Origin of the sequence: Helicobacter pylori, assembly GCF_015904775.1 — a bacterium.
GTDB lineage: Bacteria > Campylobacterota > Campylobacteria > Campylobacterales > Helicobacteraceae > Helicobacter > Helicobacter pylori_DM.
The window spans coordinates 1-23,768 of the sequence record NZ_JADZNC010000005.1 but is presented as its reverse complement, the minus strand read 5'-3'; the positions used below and the strand labels follow the sequence as shown (position 1 = coordinate 23,768).

The 23,768-nt window shown below is 38.4% G+C and carries 20 protein-coding genes and 4 pseudogenes; 5 read left to right on the top strand and 19 right to left on the bottom strand.

Going from position 1 to position 23,768, the window contains the following annotated elements; genetic code table 11:
• Nucleotides 1-196: 196 nt before the first annotated feature.
• Nucleotides 197-1,092, bottom strand: a pseudogene (cdh, locus tag I6852_RS04040) (CDP-diacylglycerol diphosphatase).
• Between the two features lie 114 nt (nt 1,093-1,206).
• Between cdh and I6852_RS04035 the strand changes: the two are divergent.
• Nucleotides 1,207-1,536 (top strand): zinc ribbon domain-containing protein YjdM, encoded by a 330-nt coding sequence (locus I6852_RS04035; protein WP_077645442.1) that lies wholly within the window; start codon nt 1,207-1,209, stop codon nt 1,534-1,536.
• 52 nt (nt 1,537-1,588) lie between these two features.
• On the opposite strand, the gene I6852_RS04030 is transcribed toward I6852_RS04035, so the two are convergent.
• The 3 genes from I6852_RS04030 to I6852_RS04020 form a co-directional block, all read right to left on the bottom strand.
• Nucleotides 1,589-1,804 (bottom strand): hypothetical protein, encoded by a 216-nt coding sequence (locus I6852_RS04030; protein WP_001206523.1) that lies wholly within the window; start codon nt 1,802-1,804, stop codon nt 1,589-1,591.
• Nucleotides 1,805-1,887: 83 nt separating this feature from the next.
• Complete coding sequence (locus I6852_RS04025) at nt 1,888-2,766, bottom strand: twin-arginine translocation signal domain-containing protein (RefSeq protein WP_197291337.1); 879 nt, start codon at nt 2,764-2,766, stop codon at nt 1,888-1,890.
• A 151-nt stretch (nt 2,767-2,917) separates the two neighbouring features.
• Nucleotides 2,918-4,435, bottom strand: a complete 1,518-nt coding sequence (locus I6852_RS04020; protein ID WP_000247390.1) for a catalase — start codon at nt 4,433-4,435, stop codon at nt 2,918-2,920.
• Between the two features lie 323 nt (nt 4,436-4,758).
• On the opposite strand from I6852_RS04020, the gene I6852_RS04015 reads away from it, so the two are divergent.
• The gene (locus I6852_RS04015) at nt 4,759-7,134 is read left to right on the top strand and encodes a TonB-dependent receptor (RefSeq protein ID WP_197291338.1); all 2,376 of its coding nucleotides are present in this window, start codon (nt 4,759-4,761) and stop codon (nt 7,132-7,134) included.
• Here the strand turns inward: I6852_RS04015 and ruvC are convergent, their stop codons facing one another.
• Nucleotides 7,135-7,608 (bottom strand): crossover junction endodeoxyribonuclease RuvC, encoded by a 474-nt coding sequence (gene ruvC / locus I6852_RS04010; RefSeq protein ID WP_197291339.1) that lies wholly within the window; start codon nt 7,606-7,608, stop codon nt 7,135-7,137.
• Nucleotides 7,609-7,739: 131 nt separating this feature from the next.
• Here ruvC and I6852_RS04005 point away from each other — a divergent pair, with 131 nt between their 5' ends.
• On the top strand, nt 7,740-8,465 hold the full coding sequence (locus tag I6852_RS04005) for an NYN domain-containing protein (RefSeq protein WP_197291340.1): 726 nt from the start codon (nt 7,740-7,742) through the stop codon (nt 8,463-8,465).
• Between the two features lie 168 nt (nt 8,466-8,633).
• Here the strand turns inward: I6852_RS04005 and I6852_RS04000 are convergent, their stop codons facing one another.
• The 5 genes and pseudogenes from I6852_RS04000 to I6852_RS03985 form a co-directional block, all read right to left on the bottom strand.
• Nucleotides 8,634-8,804 carry a hypothetical protein gene (locus tag I6852_RS04000; protein ID WP_197291341.1) on the bottom strand — a complete coding sequence of 57 codons (171 nt, stop codon included), beginning with the start codon at nt 8,802-8,804 and terminating at the stop codon, nt 8,634-8,636.
• Nucleotides 8,797-8,940 (bottom strand): hypothetical protein, encoded by a 144-nt coding sequence (locus I6852_RS03995; protein WP_197291342.1) that lies wholly within the window; start codon nt 8,938-8,940, stop codon nt 8,797-8,799. Before I6852_RS03995 ends, I6852_RS04000 begins: the two co-directional genes overlap by 8 nt.
• A gap of 361 nt (nt 8,941-9,301) precedes the next feature.
• A pseudogene (locus tag I6852_RS08275) lies at nt 9,302-9,466 on the bottom strand (DUF3519 domain-containing protein); the annotation flags it as partial.
• Nucleotides 9,467-9,762: 296 nt separating this feature from the next.
• On the bottom strand, nt 9,763-9,900 hold the full coding sequence (locus I6852_RS08305; protein WP_462491159.1) for a hypothetical protein: 138 nt from the start codon (nt 9,898-9,900) through the stop codon (nt 9,763-9,765).
• Nucleotides 9,901-9,996: 96 nt separating this feature from the next.
• On the bottom strand, nt 9,997-11,058 hold the full coding sequence (locus I6852_RS03985; RefSeq protein WP_462491160.1) for a DUF3519 domain-containing protein: 1,062 nt from the start codon (nt 11,056-11,058) through the stop codon (nt 9,997-9,999).
• On the opposite strand from I6852_RS03985, the pseudogene I6852_RS08185 reads away from it, so the two are divergent.
• A pseudogene (locus tag I6852_RS08185) lies at nt 11,027-11,227 on the top strand (hypothetical protein). The gene I6852_RS03985 and the pseudogene I6852_RS08185 overlap by 32 nt on opposite strands.
• Before the next feature lie 230 nt (nt 11,228-11,457).
• Here the strand turns inward: I6852_RS08185 and hofD are convergent.
• Nucleotides 11,458-12,855, bottom strand: a complete 1,398-nt coding sequence (gene hofD / locus I6852_RS03975) for an outer membrane beta-barrel protein HofD (protein WP_197291344.1) — start codon at nt 12,853-12,855, stop codon at nt 11,458-11,460.
• Nucleotides 12,856-12,926: 71 nt separating this feature from the next.
• Complete coding sequence (gene hofC, locus I6852_RS03970) at nt 12,927-14,513, bottom strand: outer membrane beta-barrel protein HofC (RefSeq protein WP_197291345.1); 1,587 nt, start codon at nt 14,511-14,513, stop codon at nt 12,927-12,929.
• 276 nt (nt 14,514-14,789) lie between these two features.
• On the opposite strand from hofC, the gene I6852_RS03965 reads away from it, so the two are divergent.
• Nucleotides 14,790-15,734 carry a catalase family peroxidase gene (locus I6852_RS03965; protein ID WP_197291346.1) on the top strand — a complete coding sequence of 315 codons (945 nt, stop codon included), beginning with the start codon at nt 14,790-14,792 and terminating at the stop codon, nt 15,732-15,734.
• A 202-nt stretch (nt 15,735-15,936) separates the two neighbouring features.
• Here the strand turns inward: I6852_RS03965 and I6852_RS03960 are convergent.
• The 7 genes and pseudogenes from I6852_RS03960 to I6852_RS03930 form a co-directional block, all read right to left on the bottom strand.
• Nucleotides 15,937-16,686 (bottom strand): annotated as a pseudogene (locus I6852_RS03960) (restriction endonuclease).
• On the bottom strand, nt 16,679-17,734 hold the full coding sequence (locus tag I6852_RS03955) for a DNA cytosine methyltransferase (protein WP_079354914.1): 1,056 nt from the start codon (nt 17,732-17,734) through the stop codon (nt 16,679-16,681). The pseudogene I6852_RS03960 and the gene I6852_RS03955 overlap by 8 nt, the downstream one beginning before the upstream one ends.
• Before the next feature lie 97 nt (nt 17,735-17,831).
• On the bottom strand, nt 17,832-18,446 hold the full coding sequence (locus I6852_RS03950; protein ID WP_078289171.1) for a GIY-YIG nuclease family protein: 615 nt from the start codon (nt 18,444-18,446) through the stop codon (nt 17,832-17,834).
• Nucleotides 18,447-18,448: 2 nt separating this feature from the next.
• Nucleotides 18,449-19,378 (bottom strand): DNA adenine methylase, encoded by a 930-nt coding sequence (locus tag I6852_RS03945; protein ID WP_079354915.1) that lies wholly within the window; start codon nt 19,376-19,378, stop codon nt 18,449-18,451.
• A gap of 15 nt (nt 19,379-19,393) precedes the next feature.
• Complete coding sequence (gene typA / locus I6852_RS03940) at nt 19,394-21,193, bottom strand: translational GTPase TypA (RefSeq protein WP_197291347.1); 1,800 nt, start codon at nt 21,191-21,193, stop codon at nt 19,394-19,396.
• Nucleotides 21,194-21,238: 45 nt separating this feature from the next.
• A complete protein-coding gene (locus I6852_RS03935; RefSeq protein ID WP_197291348.1) occupies nt 21,239-22,087 on the bottom strand; it encodes a glycosyltransferase family 9 protein in 849 nt (282 codons plus the stop codon).
• Complete coding sequence (locus tag I6852_RS03930; protein ID WP_197291349.1) at nt 22,053-23,690, bottom strand: class I SAM-dependent methyltransferase; 1,638 nt, start codon at nt 23,688-23,690, stop codon at nt 22,053-22,055. Before I6852_RS03930 ends, I6852_RS03935 begins: the two co-directional genes overlap by 35 nt.
• Between the last annotated feature and the right edge of the window lie 78 nt (nt 23,691-23,768).

Sequence of the window (23,768 nt, the reverse complement as noted above, 5' to 3'; positions counted from 1 at the left end):
TTTAATTTAAAGAAATTCAATCTATGCAAAATAAAGCAAAAGTTGTTCCTAAATAGCTTTTTAGAATGATTGATTGTGGATTTTAAAGTTTTGTTAATCAAAAAGATCGGTCAAATTCATAAGGGGATAGGGGGGGGTTTTGCAACACTACCCCCATAACGCTTTTTAAAGGTTATCGCTCAAAATCTAGCCCACCTTAACGCAAAATCGCGCATTCATGATCTTGAATCTCTTCGGCTGAAGCGCGATTTAAAGTCAATGGGTTAAATTGTGTCGCTAGCAAAACAAAGGAGTTATCGCTTTGTTGCACCACCGCCAAGCCATAGTCCCCCATGCGTTTGTGCGCATTAGGCACTTCTTTATTAAGCATGACAAACGGGCTTTTTTGCGCCAATTCGCTCTCTGTTACCCGACGCACCAAATATTTATGCCCGTTCAAGCCCCCTGATAATGGCGACCAGTGGCTGTTGATTTTTTTTAGATTATTATCCAGCTGTTTGCGTGCATCAAGGCTAATGCAAGAGATATGGATGTGAAAATGGTTTTGCGATCGCCCTTTTTTAGAGTTGATCGTCAAAGAAATCGCGCTATCAGGAATGGGTTTTCCGTATTTTTTACTCATAAAATCGCGCGCTTGCCAGGATAAATAAAAAAAGTTAGGCGTAGAAGGATTAAGCAACAAAGGGCTTTCAATACCGCTAATGTGAGTTGTTGGCATCAACAAATATTGCAACGGGCCGTTAATATCTTTTAAAACCACATACCCGGCATCGGGTTTGACTTCTATGCATGGTGAAGGATTTTGATTTTTCTCATAATTAGGCAAACATTTCTCAAAAACAATCTTACGCAACACGTTTGGATCTTTGGCACTTAAACTCACAACAGCGATAGCCACCACCGCTAAAAAAAGAAAGCCCGCTTTTTTCATCTTTTTTGCTCCTTGTTTTTAATGAGAGTTTTTACAAACCCTCTCGTTATTTTTCTACAATAGCGGTTAAAATCTTTAATCATTATGATTATTTTAATGAATTTTGACTTATTAGTAACGTTTAGTAACCTATTTTTAAAAAAGGGCTTTTTGAATACCAACTACAAAAAACTTAAAAAGCGATCTTAGGGGGTTGATACTTATCAAATTAAAGCGTTTTATAACCTTGATTTAGATAACATGGTAGCGATAACACCACGATAAGGATAATTATCATGCAAGATTTACCCCCATGCCCTAAATGCAACGACGCCTACACCTACCATGATGGCACGCAATTGGTTTGCTCTAGCTGTTTGTATGAATGGAATGAAAATGAAATTAGTAATGAAGAATTGATCGTTAAAGATTGCCATAATAATCTTTTACAAAATGGGGACTCGGTCATTCTCATTAAGGATTTAAAGGTTAAAGGCTCATCTTTAGTGCTTAAAAAAGGCACCAAGATCAAAAACATCAAACTTGTCAATAGCGATCACAATGTGGATTGTAAAGTGGAAGGGCAGAGCCTGTCTTTAAAATCTGAATTCCTCAAAAAAGCTTAGGAAAATACAAAAGCTTAAGAAAAAACTTAGTGGCTTTTTAGACTTGTAAAAATCATTTTTTAGAAAAAATCAACTTATCCAACTTGAAAAAAATCACCGCTCCAATGGTTTGCCCCAAGAAAAGATTGAGCCACAACGGAAAATTGAAATAATAAAAAACCTCCATAAAAGGCAACATCACCAACGCGCTCAACATCCATCTAAGCCAATAAACCAAAAACAGCTTGGAAGCGTATTCTGTGCCAAGTTTCTTAAAAAATTCTCGCATAAAACAACCCTTTCAAATCCTTTTTGCAAACCCTCCTAAAAAGGAAAGCTCACCATTAAGGAAGATTCCTAAATCCCATGCCTTTAGACAGCGCTATAGGTTACTCTTTTTTCAAATAACTTGCTCTCATAGTTATTCAAATCCCTACCATCTACAAGAGCAAAGGCATCGCCAAAAGTCGCCAACAAGGCAGTATCTAATTGCATGTCTTTATGGCGGTTCAATGGGATAAAGACTTCCTTGTGATTATTTTGAAAATCAAACGCTAACAAGGAATCTTTCAAATACACTTCCACTCTAGAAGCGTTTTCCACCACGCTGTTTTGAGCCAATTTCAAGCCTTGCACTTCAGCGCTTTTAATCCCGCACGCATGGCATAAGGACACAAACATGCTCTCTTTAGAGATAGTTGCAAACCAAGGCAAACTATCTCGTTTAGGTAAATTTTCTTTACCCTCTAGAGCCTTTTGTCTCTTGGGCATCTCATGCTTGATGAACGCATAAAAATTACGAACGCTTTCTTTAGGGGTTGTTCCCTTGAGTTGGTTGGCGATATTAGCCACGCTCGCATCGTCTCTTTCATAACGCCCCATTGCTACAAAATCGCTCGCATCAAACAAACGCTCATTCAATTGATAGCTAGCGATCTCATACGACAAATGGACTCGTTTTTTTTGAGCGCTTTTTAAAAATTCCACTTGCAAATAAGGCACTCCAAAATTGAGCATGCTTTCATAGCTAGCATGATTGCCTTGTAAATTCACATTGCTCGCTGCAACGCTCGGCATGGGAATGAAAAGTGAAGTGTGTTCTGCAGAATCAAAATCAATGCTGTACTCAGCCTCTATTTTATATTTTCTTGCAACACTCCCTTTGCTTTCTTCTGCCTGCAAAATCTGCACTCCTAAAACAGCGCTTGTAGCGCCTAAAGCAGTCGTTTTAATAAAATCCCTTCGTTTCATAACTATAACTCTTTATTGTAATTTCTAAATTCGTTGAATGAATGAAAAAGTAGGACACGCCACCAACCCCTAAAGGATTGATGAGTATCCAAAAACCTAAATTGTGAAAGACAAAGCGTCCCTAAAAAATAAGAACGCTCAAAGAAAAGAGTTACTTTTTCTTTTTCATGTGATGCATGTCTTTTGCATGCATGTCTTTCATCATTTTTTGGTGTTTTTCAAGAGCTTTTTTAACTCCCTCAGCGTACTTGGGGTCAGCTTTCTTGAAATGCTCCAATTGCTTATCCACAATTTCCTTATGGGTAACATGAGCTAAAGACCCTCCAATAGTGTCATACAACCTTTCTTTTTCATCAGCTGGCAATGAGCGGTAGTAATCACCTGGCTGGGTGTAGTAATCGCTATCTTCAGCTCTGTAATCCCAATTCCACACTTCAAACTCTTTTTCAATATGAGCTAAGTTGAACTTAGGATCCCTAGCGCTCTTATCTTCTTTATAACCAGGCAATGAGCTAGGCGTATAGTTTTGTAAAGAGCCGTAGTATCCGTTTTGCATGTAACCATCTCTGCTAGAAGAGTGGAATGGGCATCTTGGCCTGTTAACCGGTATCTGAGGATAATTAACCCCTAAGCGGTAGCGGTGTGTGTCCCCATAAGAGAATAAGCGGGCTTGTAACATCCTATCAGGGCTATAGCCAATTCCAGGAACCACATTAGCCGGAGTGAATGCCGCTTGCTCCACTTCTGCGAAATAGTTTTCAGGATTTTTATTCAACTCCACAATGCCCACTTCCATCAATGGATAATCTTGGAGATACCAGATTTTAGTGACATCAAATGGATGGAATCGATACTTCTTAGCGTCCTCTTCTGGCATCACTTGAATGCTCATTTTCCATTTTGGGAAATCCCCTCTAGCGATCGCATCGAATAAATCCCTTTGGTTTGAATCCGGATCATATTTCCTAACTTCTGCGGCTTCTTCATTAGTCAAGTGCTTGACGCCTTGCATGGTTTCAAAGTGGAATTTCACCCAAAAGCGTTCGCCTTTAGCGTTGATAAGACTAAAAGTATGGCTGCCAAAACCATCCATATGGCGGAAAGATTTAGGGATACCTCTATCGCTCATAACCCATGTTACTTGATACAAGCTTTCAGGAACATTACTCCAAAAATCCCATACCATGTCATGGTTAGGCAAATTGGTTTGAGGATCTCGTTTTTGAGTGTGGATGAAATCAGGGAATTTGATCCCATCACGGATAAAGAAAACAGGCGTGTTGTTCCCTACTAAATCCCAGTTACCTTCTTCAGTGTAATACTTCATCGCAAAACCTCTTGGGTCTCTCACCGCATCCGCGCTACCTCTTTCACCAGCCACGGTAGAAAACCTAAAGAAGCATTCTGTTTTTTTACCCACTTTAGAGAAAATTTTCGCTTTAGTGTATTTAGTGATGTCTTTAGTCACGGTGAAAGTGCCATAAGCCCCGCTTCCTTTAGCATGCACCACCCTTTCAGGGATCCTTTCTCTGTCAAACGCCGCTAATTTTTCCAAAAACCAAGTGCTTTGTAATAAAACAGGACCTCTAGGGCCGGCCGTAATCACATTGTTGTCATCCCAAACGGGAGCACCAAAAGCAGTGGTTTGTTTCACATCTTTATTAACCATCTTTTTTCCTTTATTTGATCTTAAATCTTCGTAATATGACACTAAGCCAATTACTTGTGGTGATTATTACATAATTTGTTATACAAAGACTAACGAGATTCAATTTCCTTAAAAAATCTTTTTTTTAAGAATAAAAAACCCCTTTAAGTATTTCTATTCGTAACAATTAATGAAAAAAATAAGAAAGATTAAAAACAAAATTTTATTTTTAATCTAGTTTTAATAATAATTATCATACTAATCTATCTCAATGTTTTAGCGGATTTTGTTTTTTTTTTTTGATTTTTATTTTTTGAATTTTTAAATTTAAGGAGAGTTGTTGGATGTTTTTAAGATCATACCCAAAGCTTAGATACGCTTTATGTTTACCCCTACTCACTGAGACTTGCTATAGCGAGGAGCGCACTTTAGATAAGGTTACCACCCAAGCCAAAAGGATTTTCACTTACAACAATGAGTTTAAGGTTACTTCTAAAGAATTGGATCAACGACAAAGCAATGAAGTCAAAGACCTGTTTAGGACTAACCCTGATGTGAATGTGGGCGGAGGGAGCGTGATGGGGCAGAAAATCTACGTGAGAGGCGTTGAAGACAGGCTTTTAAGGGTTACGGTGGATGGGGCTGCGCAAAATGGCAATATCTACCACCACCAAGGCAACACCGTGATTGACCCTGGCATGCTCAAAAGCGTGGAAGTTACCAAAGGCGCAGCGAATGCGAGCGCGGGGCCAGGAGCGATTGCGGGAGTGATTAAAATGGAGACTAAAGGAGCGGCTGATTTTATCCCTAGGGGGAAAAGTTATGCGGCTAGTGGGGCGGTGAGTTTTTATACCAATTTTGGCGATCGAGAGACTTTTAGATCGGCCTATCAAAACGCGCATTTTGACATTATCGCTTACTACACGCACCAAAATATTTTCTATTATAGGAGCGGCGCTACAGCGATGAAAAACCTTTTCAATCCCACACAAGCCGATAAAGAGCCAGGAACCCCTAGCGAGCAAAACAACGCTTTGATTAAAATGAATGGTTATTTGAGCGACAGAGACACGCTCACTTTCAGCTGGAACATGACACGAGATAACGCCACACGCCCTTTAAGGAGTAACGCTATAGGGTTAGCCTATCCTTGTGAAGCCCCTTTTAGCCCTGATGGCGCTCAAGGGTGTCCTAATGTGTTAGATAGTTTCACAAGATACATGTATCACTCCATTAATAGCGCTAACAATCTTTCCTTACAATACAAAAGGGAAGCGGGAAATTCTTTTGGCGACCCACGATTAGATTTTACCCTTTATACGAGCATCAGGAACGCTCAGTTTGATCCCCTATTTGATCCTAATGGCGTTTATGCTAAATTCCCCACTTCTTTAGCGAGCGCATGGGAAAAAGAAAATTACCCATGCGTTGAAGGCGCTTATTGCACCCCAAGCTTTTCTGATGTGGATAAACCAAGCTCACAGCCTAGGGATTTGTTTTTAAACAACACCGGCTTAAACCTTAAAGTCGCGCATGTGATTGATGAAGCCACAGACAGCCTTTTTGAATACGGATTCAACTACCAAAATTTAAGCGTTTTTGACGCTCGTATCCCCAAATCAGAATTATACAGGCCCAATCAAGTCTATACTGACGATAAAGGGCAAAAACAAATCGCTTGCAGTCTTGTGGATAATAACCCTAATGACCCTACGCTATGCCAAAGAGGGAAAGCCAATGGGAATATTTATGGAGGCTATGTGCAAGCGAATTACTCGCCTCATAAAATCATCACTTTTGGAGCGGGGGTTAGGTGGGACGCCTACACGCTTTATGATAAAGATTGGAACCACCGCTACACTCAAGGCTTTAGCCCTAGCGCGGCTCTTGTGCTAAGCCCCATTGAGCCTTTATCTTTAAAAATCACTTATTCTCAAGTTACAAGGGGGGTTATGCCAGGAGATGGCGTGTATATGCGCCAAAACGATTTACGATACGCTAAAAACATCAAGCCTGAAGTGGGATCTAACGCTGAATTTAATATTGATTATTCAAGCCAGTATTTTAGCGGGAGGGCTGCGGCGTTTTATCAGGCTTTGGATAATTTCATCTCCCAATACGCGCAAAATTTGATTGTAACCAATTTGAGTCAAGCGATTAGGATTTATGGCTATGAAGTGGGTGGGACTTTTAGATACAAGGGCGTGAGTTTGAATGTAGGGATCTCGCGCACTTGGCCCACCACCAAGGGGTATTTAATGGCGGATAGCTATGAGCTTGCCGCAAGCACCGGTAATGTTTTTATCATCAAATTGGATTACACCATCCCCAAAACAGGGATCAATCTTGCATGGCTTAGCCGCTTTGTTACCGGTTTAGATTATTGCGGGTTTGATATTTACTTGCCTGATTACGGGACGGCTGAAAAACCCAAAACCCCTACCGATTTAGCCAAATGCGGATCTAAATTAGGGTTAGTGCATATGCATAAACCGGGCTATGGCGTGAGTAATTTTTATATCAATTGGAGTCCTAAAACCAAAAGCCGCTGGAAAGGTTTGTTGCTTTCAGCCGTGTTTAATAATGTTTTCAACAAATTCTATGTGGATCAAACAAGCCCTTATGTCATGAGCCCGGATATGCCAGGCACTGATGCTGTTAAAAGAGCGATCGCAGAGCCCGGGTTTAATGCGCGTTTTGAAGTGGCTTACAAATGGTAGTTAGCGGGGCTTTAAGCATTGCGCATGCGTGATAGCAACAGCTATCGCATCGCTAATATCCAAAGGCTTGATTTCGCTTGTGATGTTAAGCAAGCGTTTGACCATAAAGGCTACTTGCTCTTTAGCGGCTTTCCCGTTACCGGTCAGGGCTTTTTTGACTTGTAAGGGCGTGTATTCGCTAAAATTGCCGATCCTTTCTAAAATCTTTAAGGACAACGCCCCCCTGAATTGCGCAAGCTTGATCACGCTTTTAGGGTTATACGCAAAGAAAATATCTTCAATCGCCACTTCATTGACTTCGTAACGATCCAATAAGCAATCTAAGGCTTCTATCAAATCTAATATTTGTTCTTGCAAGCGTGTCGTGGTGATATTAATGAACCCAGCCGTGATTAAAGAAAACTTGTTAGAAGCATGAGAAATGATAGCATACCCGCATTTCCTACTGCCCGGATCTATTCCTAAAATACGCATCAATCATTCCTATTATTTAATTGCAAGGTTTAAAAAACGCTATTATTATATCCATGTTTCTTGTTGGCACAAAATACAAGATTGCATTAAGAACTTTTAAAAAATTTAGCGTATAAATAAGGGAGCAATAAATGAAAGCAAACACAATCATACTAGTAGATTGGGAGAATTTCAGACGCGATATTAAACAAACAAAATGCGTTAATTATAATATCGCTTTAGATGTGATCGTTACTATTAGGGCTTTTTTACTAGATGATGAGAGGATCAGTCGTATTTACTTTTATACCACCCCACCCTTTGATTTTGAACATGCGTTATGGGATAAGAGGAATGACACTCTCCAAAATGAAAAAAATCCGGGAACAGAAATGAAAATCTTCACAAGCAGCGACATTGAAGAGATCTTACAAAGCAGTGAAGCGACTAAATGGGAGAAGATTTATAGCGATGTGGAAAATTTCCAACACGATCTGGCTTCATTGGATCAAGTGGAATTGAGGTTGGGGAGGACTAAGTTAAACGCAATAAGAGTGGAGTTTGATGGGAGTTATAAGGCGTTATTAGAACAAAAGCAGGTGGATATGCTCATGGGTCTTGACATTCAAAGGATAGCCTTTAAAAAAATAGCTGATAGGATTTTGATATTTTCAAAAGATACGGATCTAATCCCAGCGCTCAAATTAGCCAGAGATGAGGGGTTAAGGGTGGATATTGCCGATTTGTCTAACAGATTGTCTCTTCTTAGCCAGGATTTGAAATACAATTCGGATAAAGTGAGGAAATTGAGCAGCAACGAAGTCAAAGACAAGCTTTTTTCCATCAGAGAAAACCTCACTAAAACCAACTGGGCTTAAACTAAACCATAAAAAGGCTTACTTCATTTTTATAGAGTTTTAAAAATCATTTTTTAAAAACTCAATTATTGGCGTTTGATCAGAACAAAGCCAGAATTTTTAAAGGGGTTTTTAGGCTTATTTTTCTCATACTGACTGGGTAAGCTCGGGTAGTTCGTTACTTCTTGCTTATTTTTTTGTGGTAGGATTGGGGTTATCAAGGTTTAGGGGATTAGTATCTTTCCCTTTGTAATTTGGCACTAAAGGCGACTGAGTTAGCCCATTCCTTGATTTATCCACTTCATAGCTTGTAATAACGCACCTATTATTTAAGGTCTCACCTTTCCAACTATCATTCAAGCCTTGATTTAGAAAACCCCTGCTCTAAACCTTGATAAACTTGATAAAAACACTTAAAGCTAGCCGTATGTGTGCCAAAAGTCCCTAACGAAAAAGATTTCTCTTTTTGAATGGGTGGGTGAGGCTTTTTAATCATCTTTCTTTAATCCTTGACTTATTAAAGTTTTTGTTTTATAGTTTCAATGCAAGCCCGCTCCATCGGCTTATTCTTTAAGCGTTCTTGCCTGCGGAATGAAAGAGTGGATAATGTCCGCCTTGTCAATCTCTGCTTTAACATCATTTTTTGTTTTTCATCTATTCTCCTTGCGTTCTCCTTGAAAAGATTTAGATCGTTATTTGACTTTATTGGGGTTTTTATGGTAACATTCTTACAGACATCGCTATAGGAACTCAACCTATGGTTGCCCCTTAGAGGGTTTGGTGTCTTGCATTAAAGCTTTGATTGATGCATCATTTTTAAGATTAATTCATTTTTTACCCATTGACTCATTAAAGTTTTTTAAAGTATTGTTCTTTTTAGCACCACCATGGGAACTCGACCCATGGGGTACCTTCGCATTAGCGTCAAGTGAGGTGCTTGAAAACTTCTTATAAGCATTGTTATTCTTATAATCTCCGTTACTCTTGAACATTGTTTTTAAAACTAATTCATTCTTTCTATTGTTTAATGTTTTTGCACTAATATTGTCAAGGCATGGATTAGAGAATAATTTTCTAACCCACACTAAAAACACTTTAAGTGTGCCAAGAGACCCTGACACATAAGACGCAAGGGCTTGTGTATGGTCAAGGTGAGGCTTTTTAATACTTTTCATTCCTTACTCCTTGTGTTTAATTTTTTATGTTAAAGTTTCAAAACACATTAGCTTTATCAAATATGTCTAGCACTCAGCTCATAACTGATGTTCAATCGCTATTCTGAGATTTTTCTAATGTTTTTCTATGGGCTACACTATCCTTATAATTTCATTTTATGCTTCGTTTTTAGTATTAATTCATACTTTTCAGCGTTGGCTTGTTCTAAGGGGCTTAAAGGCTCTTGCGTTTTAAGCACGTTTGTGTTAGGATTAGGTTCTGTGAGTTTAGGGGTTTCCAAACCTACCCCTTGTAATTGAGCCATAAGGAGACTCGGTGGCTCACTCTCGCTATTATAGATTTCATAACTGCTTACTACCCACTTATCATTAAGTCCCTAGTCTCGCTCGTGTTCTAATTTGCGTTTTAGGGCTTCTTTACGCTTTAATTCTTGCTCTTTAGCTTTTAAAAATTCCTGTTCGCTTTGTTCTTGCTCTCTTTGTAATTTCGCAAGCTTTTCGACGTTGGCTTGTTCTAAGGGGCTTAAATTTGTAGCTTCTTGTGTGGTTTCGTTTAAATTCTCGCTTGTTTTTAATAAATCCTCTTGACTTGTTAAAGGTTTTGGTGTAGGATTATCTGTAGCACCACTATAGGAACTCAACCTATGGTGCACCTTCGCATTAGCGTCGAGTGAGGTGCTTGAAAATTCTTTATAAATATCATTATTTTTATAATCTCCGTTACTCTTGAACATCGTTTTTAAAACTAATTCATTTTTCTTATTGACCGCTTGCTCTACCACTACCGCATAGCCGTTGATTTGTTTAAACGCCGTTATAGCTTCTTGATTGTATTTGTCTATAGTCCTAAGAATAGCATCAGCGTTATTGACGATATATCTATAATTCGCTATATCTTCGTAAGTAATAGGGCTTTCTCCATTTTTAACATTAACAGAATTAACGCCATGCCTTTTGAGTATGTGAGCGATAGCATCATGATCTAAACTCGCTCTTATGTTTTCAGGGTGCTTAAAGTTAGCGTCTTTTAAAAGTTCTAATTCTTTGTTAGAGGCTTTTTCTATAATCATTTTCTTGTTGTTTTTGTGTAGAAATTCAACCATTTCAGGGTTTAGGTTATTCACTCCAAAAGTGATCGCATCTCTCCCGCTTGTAGGGATTTCTGCGTTATTTAATAACTCTTTGATTTGCTCGTTAGTGAGTTTTTGATTAGAAAAATCAAACGCTTTTTCTTTGAGTTCTTCGCTGGCTTTCTTGATCCCGTTAGTAAGCTCTTCAATGATTTTAAGCGTGTTGTTGCTAAAGTGTGATTTTTGCGCGCTGAGTTCTAAATTCTTACTAAACTCGCTTATAGAGTGGCTTCTCTCAAGCACTCTTTTAATGTGATACTTTAAGGCCGCGCCTGCGGTGGCTTCGTTTAGGGCTTTAGGTAATTTCACGCCTAAAATGCGATCGGGCGCGTTCCTGTATAGCGTTCCTAATGTAAATTTAGTCCACTGATACTTTAACGCTCCGCTTAAAGTGGTCGCTAATCCTTGGCTTAAGTTCTTCGTAATAGCGGGTTTTAGGCTTTCTGCGATCTTAGCGTCGTTTTTAAAAAGCTTATGAAAACCGCTCGCTATGTCAATGTATTCTTTAGCTTTGGGTGTGGTAAAAACATCCTCTTTAAACTCGTTTAGCTTGTTTAAAAACTGCGTAGGGGGTGGTGTTTTGTTCTAGTGTATTAAATATTGAATAATAAATTTAAATAAGGCTTTTTGAGTATTGATATTTGATTGGAGCAGAGCCTTTTAATATTTTAAAAAGGCTAATCAAAAATATCCATTAAGGATAAAATGCTAGTAAATCCTAAAACCATAAGTGATGTTAAACATGATATGGCTTCGGTCAGAATACACATTGTGTGTTAAAGGTTGCGTGCCAGGCCCATTAGGATCGACTGGAACATACATGCCACAATACCCAATACAATAGCCTTTTTTGGTGATATTGCCATAATATTCTAGTTTTAAATCCATTCTAATATTATACTTATTAGAAAAATAACTCAAAAAGAGTGCGAGACTCCTTTCATCAGCCCTTGGGCTATCCGTCCAACGGCCTAAAATTTTCCAACTAAACCCTCTATATTGTGAGCCTACATACAAAAACCCGTTAATAACATCAGCGCCAACAATATTGTTAATTTCTGCGTCATAAATACTATTCGTCCAAATGTTATACCCCAAAGGATCCCCATAAATACCTATATCGCCATTAGCGTTACCGATATTTTTATAGACACTACCCCCAAATTGCCACTTATTATAGTAAAAACGGGTGCGGAAGAAATAAGTTTGCCCGCTCTTGCCTAACGGCACTTGTTGGAAGAGGATAATATCATTTTGATTAGCCGGAGTGGGAAAAATGGGGAAAAACCCCACGAAAGTGCCTACAAAACGAAAGCCTTTATTGTTGAAATTAGGGTTGGTGTCATAAGTGATATTAATGCCTGGTGCATACATTCTTTGAAAGATCGCATAAAAATAAGGGTTGATTTTTAGGTTGTCTTTTTCATATTTCAAATCCGCTACCATTAGAGCCTTACCGCTTGTATAGTAACGCCCAAAATACCAAAACCAGTCGCTTGACGCTGAAGCCCTAGCGTCTGAATACATCACCCTTAACCTGGTGTCTTTGTATTTGACAAAGCCTTCAACCCCTTGAGTGTAAGAAGTGAACCAATCATACTCTTCAGCATCATAGCGCCCCCCTTTCACGCCAAAACTGAATTTGTCTTTCTTGTAGTTGTAGCTCAAAAAAGCGTTATGCACCATAGCCAAACGAGGTTTTTGCACGTTTAAACCGCTATGCCCTGCATACCAGCCAATGTATTGCCAAAAGATACCCGCCCCAAAAGGATCCGTCCTAGAGCCGGGCTGGCCATTAGGGATATTATTGCCTTGATAGGCGGTAGAGTCATAGGGAAGCGCTGCCATCATCGCCCCCACTTCTGCCCTCAAGCCCTTGTATAACCCCATGCTCAAATTCAATTCGCCGAGTAAAGAAGTGTAACTACCTGTAGGATAAATGTCTTTAGAAGGTTGGTATCTTTGGTTGTTAAAACCATATTTGGTATAGCTGCTCACCTTTCCAACAATACTCATGTTGAATTTATAAGCTTGAAGTTTGGATAAAAAAAGACCAGAAAAAAGCAAAAAAAATAGAGCGTAAAGAAAATATTTCTTAATTTCCAAAACCCTAACTCCCAAAGATATTAAAATAAAAATGCAAAAAAAGGCATATCTAAGAGAATAGGGGAACTCCCTTAGAAACTATAACTGATGTGTGTCATCAAATGGCTTCTGTCTTGAGTAATGCTTTTTGCGATACCACCTATGTTTTGAGGGCCTTGCGCGAATGCAGAAGATTCAAACAAACCATTATTCAAGTTGAGCGGCTGACCGTTTGGCCCAAGGAAACCGGTTCCAGGGTTGTAACCCGCACGAATTTGGAACTCTAACCACACGAGTTTGAGACCCGCTTTAACATGTTTGCTGAACTGATAGTCTAGATACATACCGATACCATATTCCAATGCCCTTGGAGCGGTAGTGAAGCGTTGATAAACGCTCCAACTGAACTTACCATGCTTGCCTCCACCTTTAACATACTCGGTGAACGCGTCAGCATCGGTAATGTTGTCAATCCCTGCAAAGCCTAAGCTGTAGATGCCACCGACCCATTGTTCGATACCATCAAGAGCCACAGGGTTACCCCAAGTACCCAAGTTCATGTTAGGGTTACCGATGTTGAGGTAAGCACCACCAACCACAAAGTAGTTGTTAATGTCTATGTGGTGGTGCAAATAGAGCGTCGCACCACCAGGACCTTGCAAGCCACGCCACTTACCATTATCCAAGAACGGATCCCAAGTGTTATAACGAGCGGGTGCGTAACGGCCGTATTCAGCGTTATTCCAACGATAGTCATACAACACATAGAAAGTCGTTTTATTCCTTATACCTCTACCGCTAAACTCAGGATTGGTATCGTATTCTATTTTAGCACCGGGCAATGTACCTACCATTGGGATAAGATACACATAAGGGTGGATCATTAAATTTTTTGTAGGGCGATAAATAATACCCGCCTTATGAATACCCCAAGGCTTTTCACGATAAATGGGGAACAACCACTGACCATCAGCGATACCACGACCCCAAGAGCTAAAGAGCAAGAATTTCATCTTATTCGTAAGCTTGAAAGTCCCATAAAAACCTTGGAACAATTGGTAAATCCAATCCATTTGCTCCTGCTCCGTAACGTCAAAGCGCCCCATGACCATATGGACTCTGTCGCTGTCATAGGTAAGATTCGCTTTATAAACTTCATAGCGCCTTGAATGCCCGGGCAAGTAGGCGTTAGCCGGATAGTAGTTAGGGAACAAGCCGTTCCACTCACCCATATACATATAGCCAATACCCCTAGGGTCAATAATACCACCTGGCCCTGATTGTTGCCACATTTTAGTCGCATTCATACAAAGACTCAAAGAATCCGTGCCGCAAGAAGTCTTATCCCAATAGCTTGGGGGAGTAAAATCCTTTGCCCACCTATCATACCTAGTGTTATCATAAACTTGTCCGCCCAAAACACCGCCTAAATTCACGGTCCATCCCCTACCTAAATGCACAGACCCCTCTAGCTTACCCGTAAGGTTAACAAAAGTCTCTGTAGGATAGATACCTTTAACAGGGTTAATAGGCGAACGGTTAAAACCCACTTTGGAGAAGTTGATAAAATCCCCATGCACCTCATAAGTAACCGCCCCTAATGAACCCGTAGTGAACAATAGTGGCAAGGTCAAACGCTTTAGCAATGCAGCCGCAACTTTTCGTTTCTTTAATTTCATTCCTCTTCCTTACTTTACCTGAGAATAGATAAATTACCCTGTAAAAATAATTGTAGCATAAAAGAATATAGATTTAGTTTAAAATCAAGCTAGTTTTTCTCAAAATTTACAAAATTTAAATTTTCAAACGCCAGTTTGCTAGTGAAAAAGCTTCTATTTTACATAGTCGCTTTAAAAACTATCTGCATTGATAGTATATGATATGATAATATTTTAAAGCTAAAAATGGTTTTTACATCAATACATAGATTAAAAAAATGACAATAAGGAGCAAAAATGAAAAAAATTGGTTTGAGCTTGTGTTTGGTTTTGAGTTTGGGTTTTTTAAAAGCCCATGAAGTGAGCGCTGAAGAGATCGCGGATATTTTCTACAAACTCAACGCCAAAGAGCCTAAAATGAAAATCAACCACACGAAAGGATTTTGCGCTAAAGGCGTGTTCCTCCCTAATGCGCAAGCAAAAAAGGATTTAAATGTGCCACTACTCAATGAAAAAGAAATCCCTGCGTCTGTAAGGTATTCTTTAGGAGGCGCGATGATGGACGATAAAAGCAAGGTTAGGGGAATGGCGTTAAAATTGGAAAATCAAAACGCTAGCTGGACAATGGTGATGCTCAATACAGAAATCAATTTTGCCAAAAACCCTGAAGAATTCGCCCAATTTTTTGAAATGAGACTTCCTAAAAATGGCAAGGTGGATGAAGCAAGAATCAAAAAGCTTTACGAAGAAGTCCCCTCTTATAGGGATTTTGCCGCCTATATGAAAACGATAGGGATTAGCTCAAGCGTGGCTAACACGCCTTATTATAGCGTGCATGCGTTCAAGTTTAAAGATAAGGAAGAAAAATTATTGCATGCGAGGTGGAAATTTGTGCCTAAAGACGGCATTAAGTATCTTAACCCCCAAGAATTAAAGCAAAAAGATTCAAATTATCTGCTTTCTTCATTCCAACAACACCTTAAAACTAAGCCCATAGAATACCAAATGTATCTGGTGTTTGCGAATCAAAATGATGCCACCAACGACACGACCGCGCTTTGGAAAGGCAAACACAAGGAATTATTAGTGGGGACCTTGAAAGTTGAAAAATACGAAGGAATGGGTTGCAATAAAGACGTGTATTTCCCAGCCGATCTCCCTAAAGGCGTAGAAGCCCCTACTGATCCCTTATTCCAAATCAGGAATGAAGTTTATGGGATCACTTTTAGCAGAAGGCAATAAAAAGGCTAAGGCGAATCAAAATATAAGGGGGGAGTGGGATTTTTGTTTAAAGCGTTTAAGCGTACCCACTAAAACACTTCCTCTCTTATTTGAGGCACACACACTCACGCTGAATATTGGGCAAAAATAACGAACATTCAATCCACCTACCACCTTTTTAATACTCTTATCTTGTATTTTATTTAGGCCGTATTATGGGTTTTTATGAAAGCGGCTTATTAGGTATTTCTGTAATTTTGTAATCAAAAAAGTTTTGCGAAATATTAAAAACGCTCTGCCCTTCCATTTGTTGGCGGGTTATCCAATTCAAATCATTGTCTTTGATTTTAGAAATTTCTACGCACGCTACTTGCCCGTTAAACAGGTCAAAATGCACCACAATAGTAGGAATTTTATCCGTTATCAAACGCCTTTTAGCTTCTAAAACTTTATGTTCTTTAATATCATCGATCCCTTGAAACCCGCTTTGAACTTCTAGCAATAAATGATTGTCCAACAAAAAATCGGCTTTAGGACTTCTTTTAAAGATTTCTATGCTCTCAAAATTACCACCACCAAAAAATTTAATGGTTTCTTTTTGCGTGCTAAAAAGACAAGCGATAAAATCCTTAAAAAACTCCGCTACCAAAAACCCACGCATCCACGAAAAACAAACTTCTTCAACTCTTCTGCCTTGATTATTTAGCTTATAAATAATATGAGTGTCCGCTATCTTTGAAAACACTCGCTCTATGGAGTTTTTAAAAAAGCATTCCAATTCATACTCATTATATTTAAAACAATAAATACTATTGATAGCGCTAAAAATCTCAATAAGCCTTTTTTTTTGAGCGCGTTTAAATCATTGAAATCAACGCAAGGTGTCTTTAGTGCCTAAAAATTCCTTAGACGCATTTTGAGAATTAAAACCCAGTAAATTTCTATAACCTTTAAAATCGTTATTATCAAACATTTTTACCCTCTAAAAAATCAAAGATAGCATGAGCGAGCACTGCACTCAATAAAGGCGGCACAGCATTACCAATTTGCAATCTTTTAGCGCTACCACTCCCACAGAATTTATAATCATCAGGAAAGCTTTGCAATCTTGCCCCCTCTCTAATGCTTAACGCTCTAGAGTCTCTTGGATGAATACACCTAGAACTGCTTGGGGTAGAAAAATTTCTTGTAATGGTGGGGGCTGGTTTTTCCCACCACATTTTGGCATAGGTATTAATATAACCGCTTTTGGGGCGTAAATTTTCTGGCAAATCGTCTTTACTCTGTCCGTCTTTTAGCGTTTGCATGATTTTTATCAGTTTTTCATTGTTTTTAGGACTGCTATGCTCGCTTAATTCTTTAGAATTTCGCACAAATTCCAAAAAAACGTTATCCGCATTTTTAAGATAACCTAAAGCATCGCCATTTTCACCGCTTTGAATGGGTGGTAAATCCCCTAAAGCGTCTTTTAGAGAAAAATGCGTTTTTATGGGTTTAGGGAAGTAAAATTTTTGTTTAAAGCGTTTAAGCGCACCCACTAAAATCACTCGCTCTCTTATTTGAGGCACACCATAATCTAGGGCGTTTAAAATGGCATGCTCTAAAATATAACCTCTCTCTTTAAAAGCGTTACAGATTCGTTGGAACAATTGCCCTTTTTGCATAGACATTAAACCCACCACATTTTCAAAAACAAATATTTTTGGTTTCACTAAATCTAAGATCCGCAAATATTCTTTAAACAGATTCGCTTTTTCATCCATTTTTCTTTTGCCAAGGGTAGAATAGCTCTGGCATGGTGGTCCGCCTAATAGAATGTCAATTGGAATGCATGGCAAGTTGTGGCAATGAAGTTGCATAATATCGCATAAAATGGTTTGTGCCTCTTTATGATTGGCTTGATAGCTTAAAATAGCGTCCTTGTCTATATCGTTGGCCCATATTAATTCAAAATGGGGATGCACAGAAAAGCCATAACTCAACCCTCCAGCACCACAAAAAATATCGGCTACTTTATACAAGTTTTATTTCTTCCTTTCACCTAGACCCACACTTTTTGAATGGAGTAAAACTTAAAGCCCTTTTTTAAGATTGGGTTAAAACCATTTATTCAATCTTTTAAGTTTTGCTAGGTTTGTCAATCGCTTTTCTATGGACGGCTTTTTCTCTGTTTTGAGCTTTTTGAGTGATATTGGCATGCTCATCTTTAATATCGTTTGGCCAATCTTTACCTTGCTCTTGCACATTCCATTCGGGTAATGCGTCATGGCTATTGTTTCTATAATCCGTCAGGCAAGCTTGCTCTAAAAGTTTATAACTGATGCTTGCGTCTTTGATTGCACAAAAACCAAACAAGCCTTTCACTTGAGTTTCAAAATTAGGCTGATAAATCATGTAAAATTCTATTTTAGCCCCTGTAAGTATCGTATGGTAAAGAAAATACCACACACCAAAACTTCTAATACTAGGCCTCCCTTTAACTCCTCCATCTTTATAAATATTGAGCGTGCTTTTTATCCCACCATCTGCTTGAGAGCCACCGATTTTTTTAATCTCACCATCCACTACAATTAAATACACTCTAGCCACATTTTGAGTTAAAATATTTTGAGATAAAGATTGATTGTTTTCATCTTTTAAATCCTTAAGATAGTTGAAATTTAACTTTGTGCTGTCTTTCACGTATTCTACATCAGCGATTTTAAAGGCAGTTTTGACTCCGCTAATATGCATTTTTACTCCTTGATAATCAATAACTCATGAGATTGTTTGACATGATTATTATCGCCTCTTTCTAAGCGGTTTTTACCCATTCTGGTTTCGCCTTGTCCCATAGTGTATTGCCAAGATGGTTCTAAAATTTTAAAATCCTTATAAGCATTCCTTACAAATTCGCAGTCATTATAGCTTAAAATAAATGGCCCTTTATGCCTTTTTAGCATGTGAGCCAATACTTCATGTTTAAAACCATTGTGGTGGATAGGAAAATTACGCATAGGGTAAATCCCCTTAAACATTTTAGAATTTTCTAACACATAAGGGGGGTCAAGATAGAAAAAATCATTAGGATAAGCGAGCAACACTTCTTCAAAGCTAGAGCATTCCACCTTTAAACTAGGGGCGTTAAAATCTTTAATTTTTAAAAGGGTGTTTAGATAGCGTTGTTTATCGGTATAAATTTTACTCATCCACCCTAAAAATCCCGGCCCATAGCTTAAATTAAAGTTAAAGTAATAATCTCTAGCCAAAATCAAAGGGTCTAAAACGCATTCTTTTTTATAATGGGCTTTTAACTCTTGCTTGATGGTGTTGTAAGTTTCTTGATTAGGTTCTAAAGAAAGCAAGCTGTTATAAAGAGCTTGTTTGTCTTTGAGTAACGCTTGATAAAAATTCACTAAAATATCAAAAATATCAAAGCCTAGCACTTCTAAACCTAGCTCTGTCGCGCATGCAATTTCTACGCTCCCCCCACCTATAAAAGGGCTAATAACCCTACGCACACCATTAGGTATATACTCCACTATTAACCCTACAGCTAAAGACTTGCCCCCACCATATCTTAAAGGGGCTTTTACATAGCGTTTGTAACGCCCATTATTAGAACGCAAATTGTGCAAAAAAACATCTTTTTTGCTAGCGTTTTGGTTGAATAAATTGGCATGCATTCCAAAAAGTTTTATTTATTTTTTCGCCCTTTTCCTCATGTTGGGGTCTAGAATTTTTTTTCTGATCCTTAAATTCAAGGGGGTAACTTCTAAAATCTCATCTTCTTCAATCCATTCTAACGCTCTTTCTAACACCATAGTCCTAGGTGGGGTGAGTTTGATCGCATCATCGCTCCCGCTCGCTCTCATGTTGGTTAAATGCTTGGATTTGATAGGATTGACATCTAAATCATTATCCCGGCTGTGCTCGCCAATGACCATGCCCACATAAACCTTCGTTTGGGGGTTGATAAAAAGCGTGCCTCTTTCTTGGATATTGAAAAGGGAAAAAGCGGTCGCTTCGCCATTTTCCATGCTGATTAGCGCCCCATTTTTGCGCGATTCCACGCTCCCGCTAAAAGGGCGGAATTCCAAAAAGCTATGATTCATCACGCCTTCGCCCTTAGTGTCGGTTAAAAACTCGCTCCTATAGCCGATAAGCCCTCTTGCAGGAATTTCAAATTCCAATCTTGTATAGCCGTCGCTCATGGGATTCATCGCTTTCATCTCGGCTTTTCTTTTGCCTAATCTCTCAATGATAGCCCCGCTAAAATCTTGGGGCGTGTCAATCACTAAATGCTCAAAAGGCTCGCATTTAACGCCATTTTCTTCTTTAATGATGACTTCAGGGCGTGAAATGCTAAACTCAAACCCTTCACGGCGCAAATTTTCAGCTAAAATAGTGATTTGCAATTCCCCACGCCCGCTCACTTTAAACTTGCCCTCGCCCATTTCTTCGCATTTCATAGCGATATTGGTTTGCATTTCTTTTAAGAGCCTGTCTTTCAACTTATTAGCAGTAACATGCTTTCCTTCTAACCCGGCTAAGGGCGAATCATTGACAGCAAAATACACGCTCATCGTAGGCTCTTCTAAATGCATGGGATCTAAAGGCATGGGGTTAGTGGGATCAACGACGCTATCGCCCACATCCATCGCATTAAACCCGGCAATCGCTACAATATCGCCCGCATAAGCGTTTTCAATCTCAGTCCTAGCCAGCCCTAAAAAACCTATAAGCTTAGTGATACGGCCATTTTCTTTACTCCCATCGCTTTTCATCAACAGCACGCTTTCATTCTTTTTAACCGAGCCATTAAACACCCTAGCGATACCGATTTTGCCCACATAATTGTCATAATCAAGCGTGAAAATTTGCATTTGCAAAGGCTTATCCACACTCCCGCTAGGGTTTGGCACATGCTCTAAAATCGTTTCAAACAAAGGCTCTAAATTTTTCTTTTCATCGTCTAAACTTTTCATCGCATAGCCATCTCGTGCGGCGGCATAGACCACAGGGAAATCCAATTGTTTATCGCTAGCCCCCATCGCTACGAACAAGTCAAAAACTTCATCCACCACTCTATCCGGCTCAGCGGCAGGCTTATCAATTTTATTCACCACCACAATAGGGCAAATCCCAAAACTCAAAGCCTTTTTAACCACGAATTTAGTTTGAGGCATGACCCCTTCTTGAGCGTCCACTAAAAGCAACACCCCATCCACCATTTTTAAAACGCGCTCCACTTCGCCCCCAAAATCAGCATGCCCGGGAGTGTCAATGATATTGATTTTAGTGTCTTTGTAATAAATAGCGGTGTTTTTAGACAGGATAGTGATCCCTCTTTCTCTTTCTAAATCATTGCTATCCATCACCCTTTCATCCACTTTTTCCCTCTCACTAAATGTGCCAGATTGAGAAAGTAAGCCATCTACTAAAGTGGTTTTCCCATGATCAACATGCGCGATTACAGCGATATTTCTAATATTTTTCATGAATGTCCTAACAAGCAAAATTGAAATTAGAAGTATAACACAATATTATAATAGCCCCAAATGGCGGAATTTTTTGGCTAAATCTTGTTCTATCAAATGGCTTTTATGAGCTTTTAGAAAATTTTTATTCCCACCATTAGGCGGCATGAAATCGTCATTATCCCTATAAAAAAAGATAAAATAATTTTTCTTTAAATGGTAAGCCAAATGGATCAAAAACGAATCCCCCCCTATATACAAATCGCTTTCTAAAATCAGGTTTTTAACTTCTTCTAAACTGGTTTTAGCGCGATAATGAGTAACTTCATCTTGTAAAAAAGCGTATCGTTCTTCAAAATCTAAAAGCGTAACACAAAAGGGTTTTAAGAGTTTTAAAACGATTTTTAAATGCTCTAAAGGGATGCTTCGGTCTATGGATCTTGTGAAAGGGTTGATCAAAATCTTTTTGGGGTTTTTTAAATTCATGGGATATAAAGGGTTATCAAAAACATGCCCATAAATTTGAGAAAACAACTCCTGGCGGTTTTGATAAACATTTTTAATTTCTTTATTTGGAGTGGTTATGGAAACAAATTTGGCTAAAAGAAAACTTCTAAAATCTTGTTTTTCTAAAATCAAGTGTTTGACTTTGTGCTTCTTAAGCGCTTTTAACAACCATAAAAAATCCTTCATCGCCAAAAAAACGCCTTGTTTTTTAAGGTCATAAAAAGCGGGGACATTCTCAAAAACAGGAATGATTTCAAAATATTTTTCGCATTCTAAAAGCTTGGCGATTTTTAAAGTCAAATGAGTGCCTAGGATTTTAAGGGGTTGTTGCTGTTTGAGAGCGATTTCTTTTAAAAGGCTAAGCGTGATGAGGTTATCCCCTAAAGCCAAAAGACAAGCAACATGCATGGTTTTTCCTGATGGTGAAATGTTTAGGGTCTTTTTTTTCTATCCCTAAATTTTTTAAATAAAATTTTTCATCAAAACTATTGTTGATAAATTGCGCAAATAGGGGCAAACATTCTAAATCTTTTCTTAAAATTTTATGCGTTTTAAAAAGCGATTCAAAAATAAATTGCATTAAATCGCTGTTTAACAATTCTTTTAACGCATGAGCGTTGATAGGGAAATTTTCTTTTAAAACAAACATGTTCGCGCTGTTTAAAAAAAGGCGTTGCTCATTATCATAGAAAAAGACAAGCCTTGAAGAAATGAATTTATACACGATTTTTTCTCTAGCCTGATAAAGGCTTAAGGGAGCGACTTGCTGGCAGTCTTTTAAATCAGCGTTAATGAATTGGCTAGGGGCTTTTAATCTGTCTTTTAAAATATCTGAACCCCTAAAAATAGGAATGGTATTTTTTTCTTGTTTGAAGTGTAATCTTTCTTTATTGTTGCCTGTAACAATCCCTAAAGCAAAATGAGCGTTATTTTTTAAAGTGATATGAGGAAGGGAAAAAAGGTGGTCTAAAATTTTATTTTTTTGGTGAGAGCAATGGATATTAAAAATCTTTTTAGGGTTGTTGAAAAAAGAAGAGGGTGAGCGTTTGAATAGTTTATTTTGATAAAAGCATGAGATTTTTTGATCCTTGTTAGGGGTTTTTTTAAGCACCAAACCCACAGCCTTAGTCATTAGATTTTTAAAAGGTTTGTCAAAATCAATCAGGCTTCTAATTTGAAACTTTAAAGCCATTTCTCGCATTTTTTTAAACGCATCAATATTCAAACAACTTTCGGGTAATAATAGCCCCAAATGAGCGTTTTCTTTTAAGCAATTCAAACTCGCTATAAAAAAGAGCGATGCGCTATCTAGGCTTTGAGAGAGGTTGAATTGCTGTTTGAAATTTTCTTTTTGGTTTTGGTTGTATTTCTTACCCCATGGCGGGTTAGTGAAAATGCAATCAAATTGCGGGGCATGTTTTAAACTCAAAAAATCTTTTTGCACAATATTAGGGCAATCTAAATGATAACGCTCTTTAATACGCTTTTTAGTCAAAGCGACAGCAAAAGCGTCTGTATCATAGCCATAGATATTTTCAACCTTAAAACCCAGTTTTAAAGCATGCATGACAAAATTCCCGATCCCCACAGCCGGATCGCAAAAAATCGCTTGGGAGGTATCAAAATCTTTAGGGAGAGTGAAAAGTTGTTCTACTATCCTATTAGGAGTGTAGTAAATGCCTTCTAAATTTCTGGTGGTGTTAGAAAGCTCTTCTTCATAATAAGAACCCAACTTTTCTAAATCAGAGCTATTTTCTAACATTTCTAGGTATTTTAAAATCAATTCTTGATGGTTGTGCGCGCCTTTTAAGGATTTGTTAGCGTATTTGTTAAGCTTGTTTTTCCCTAAATGGTTGCGGCAAAAATCTAAAAAAGAACTCGTTTTCACATAAATTTTATGATCAATTTCTAGTTTCTCTAAAAGATTGGTTTTGATCCAATTATGCACGCTGCTATGAGAAACATTGACTAAGCGAGCGATTTCTTCAATCAAAAGAGCGTTTGAAAGCATTTACCCCCCTAAAAACTATAAACATAACTCACATTAAACGCCACAAGGCGTTTGAAAAAGAGGGAAGTGTTTAACCCT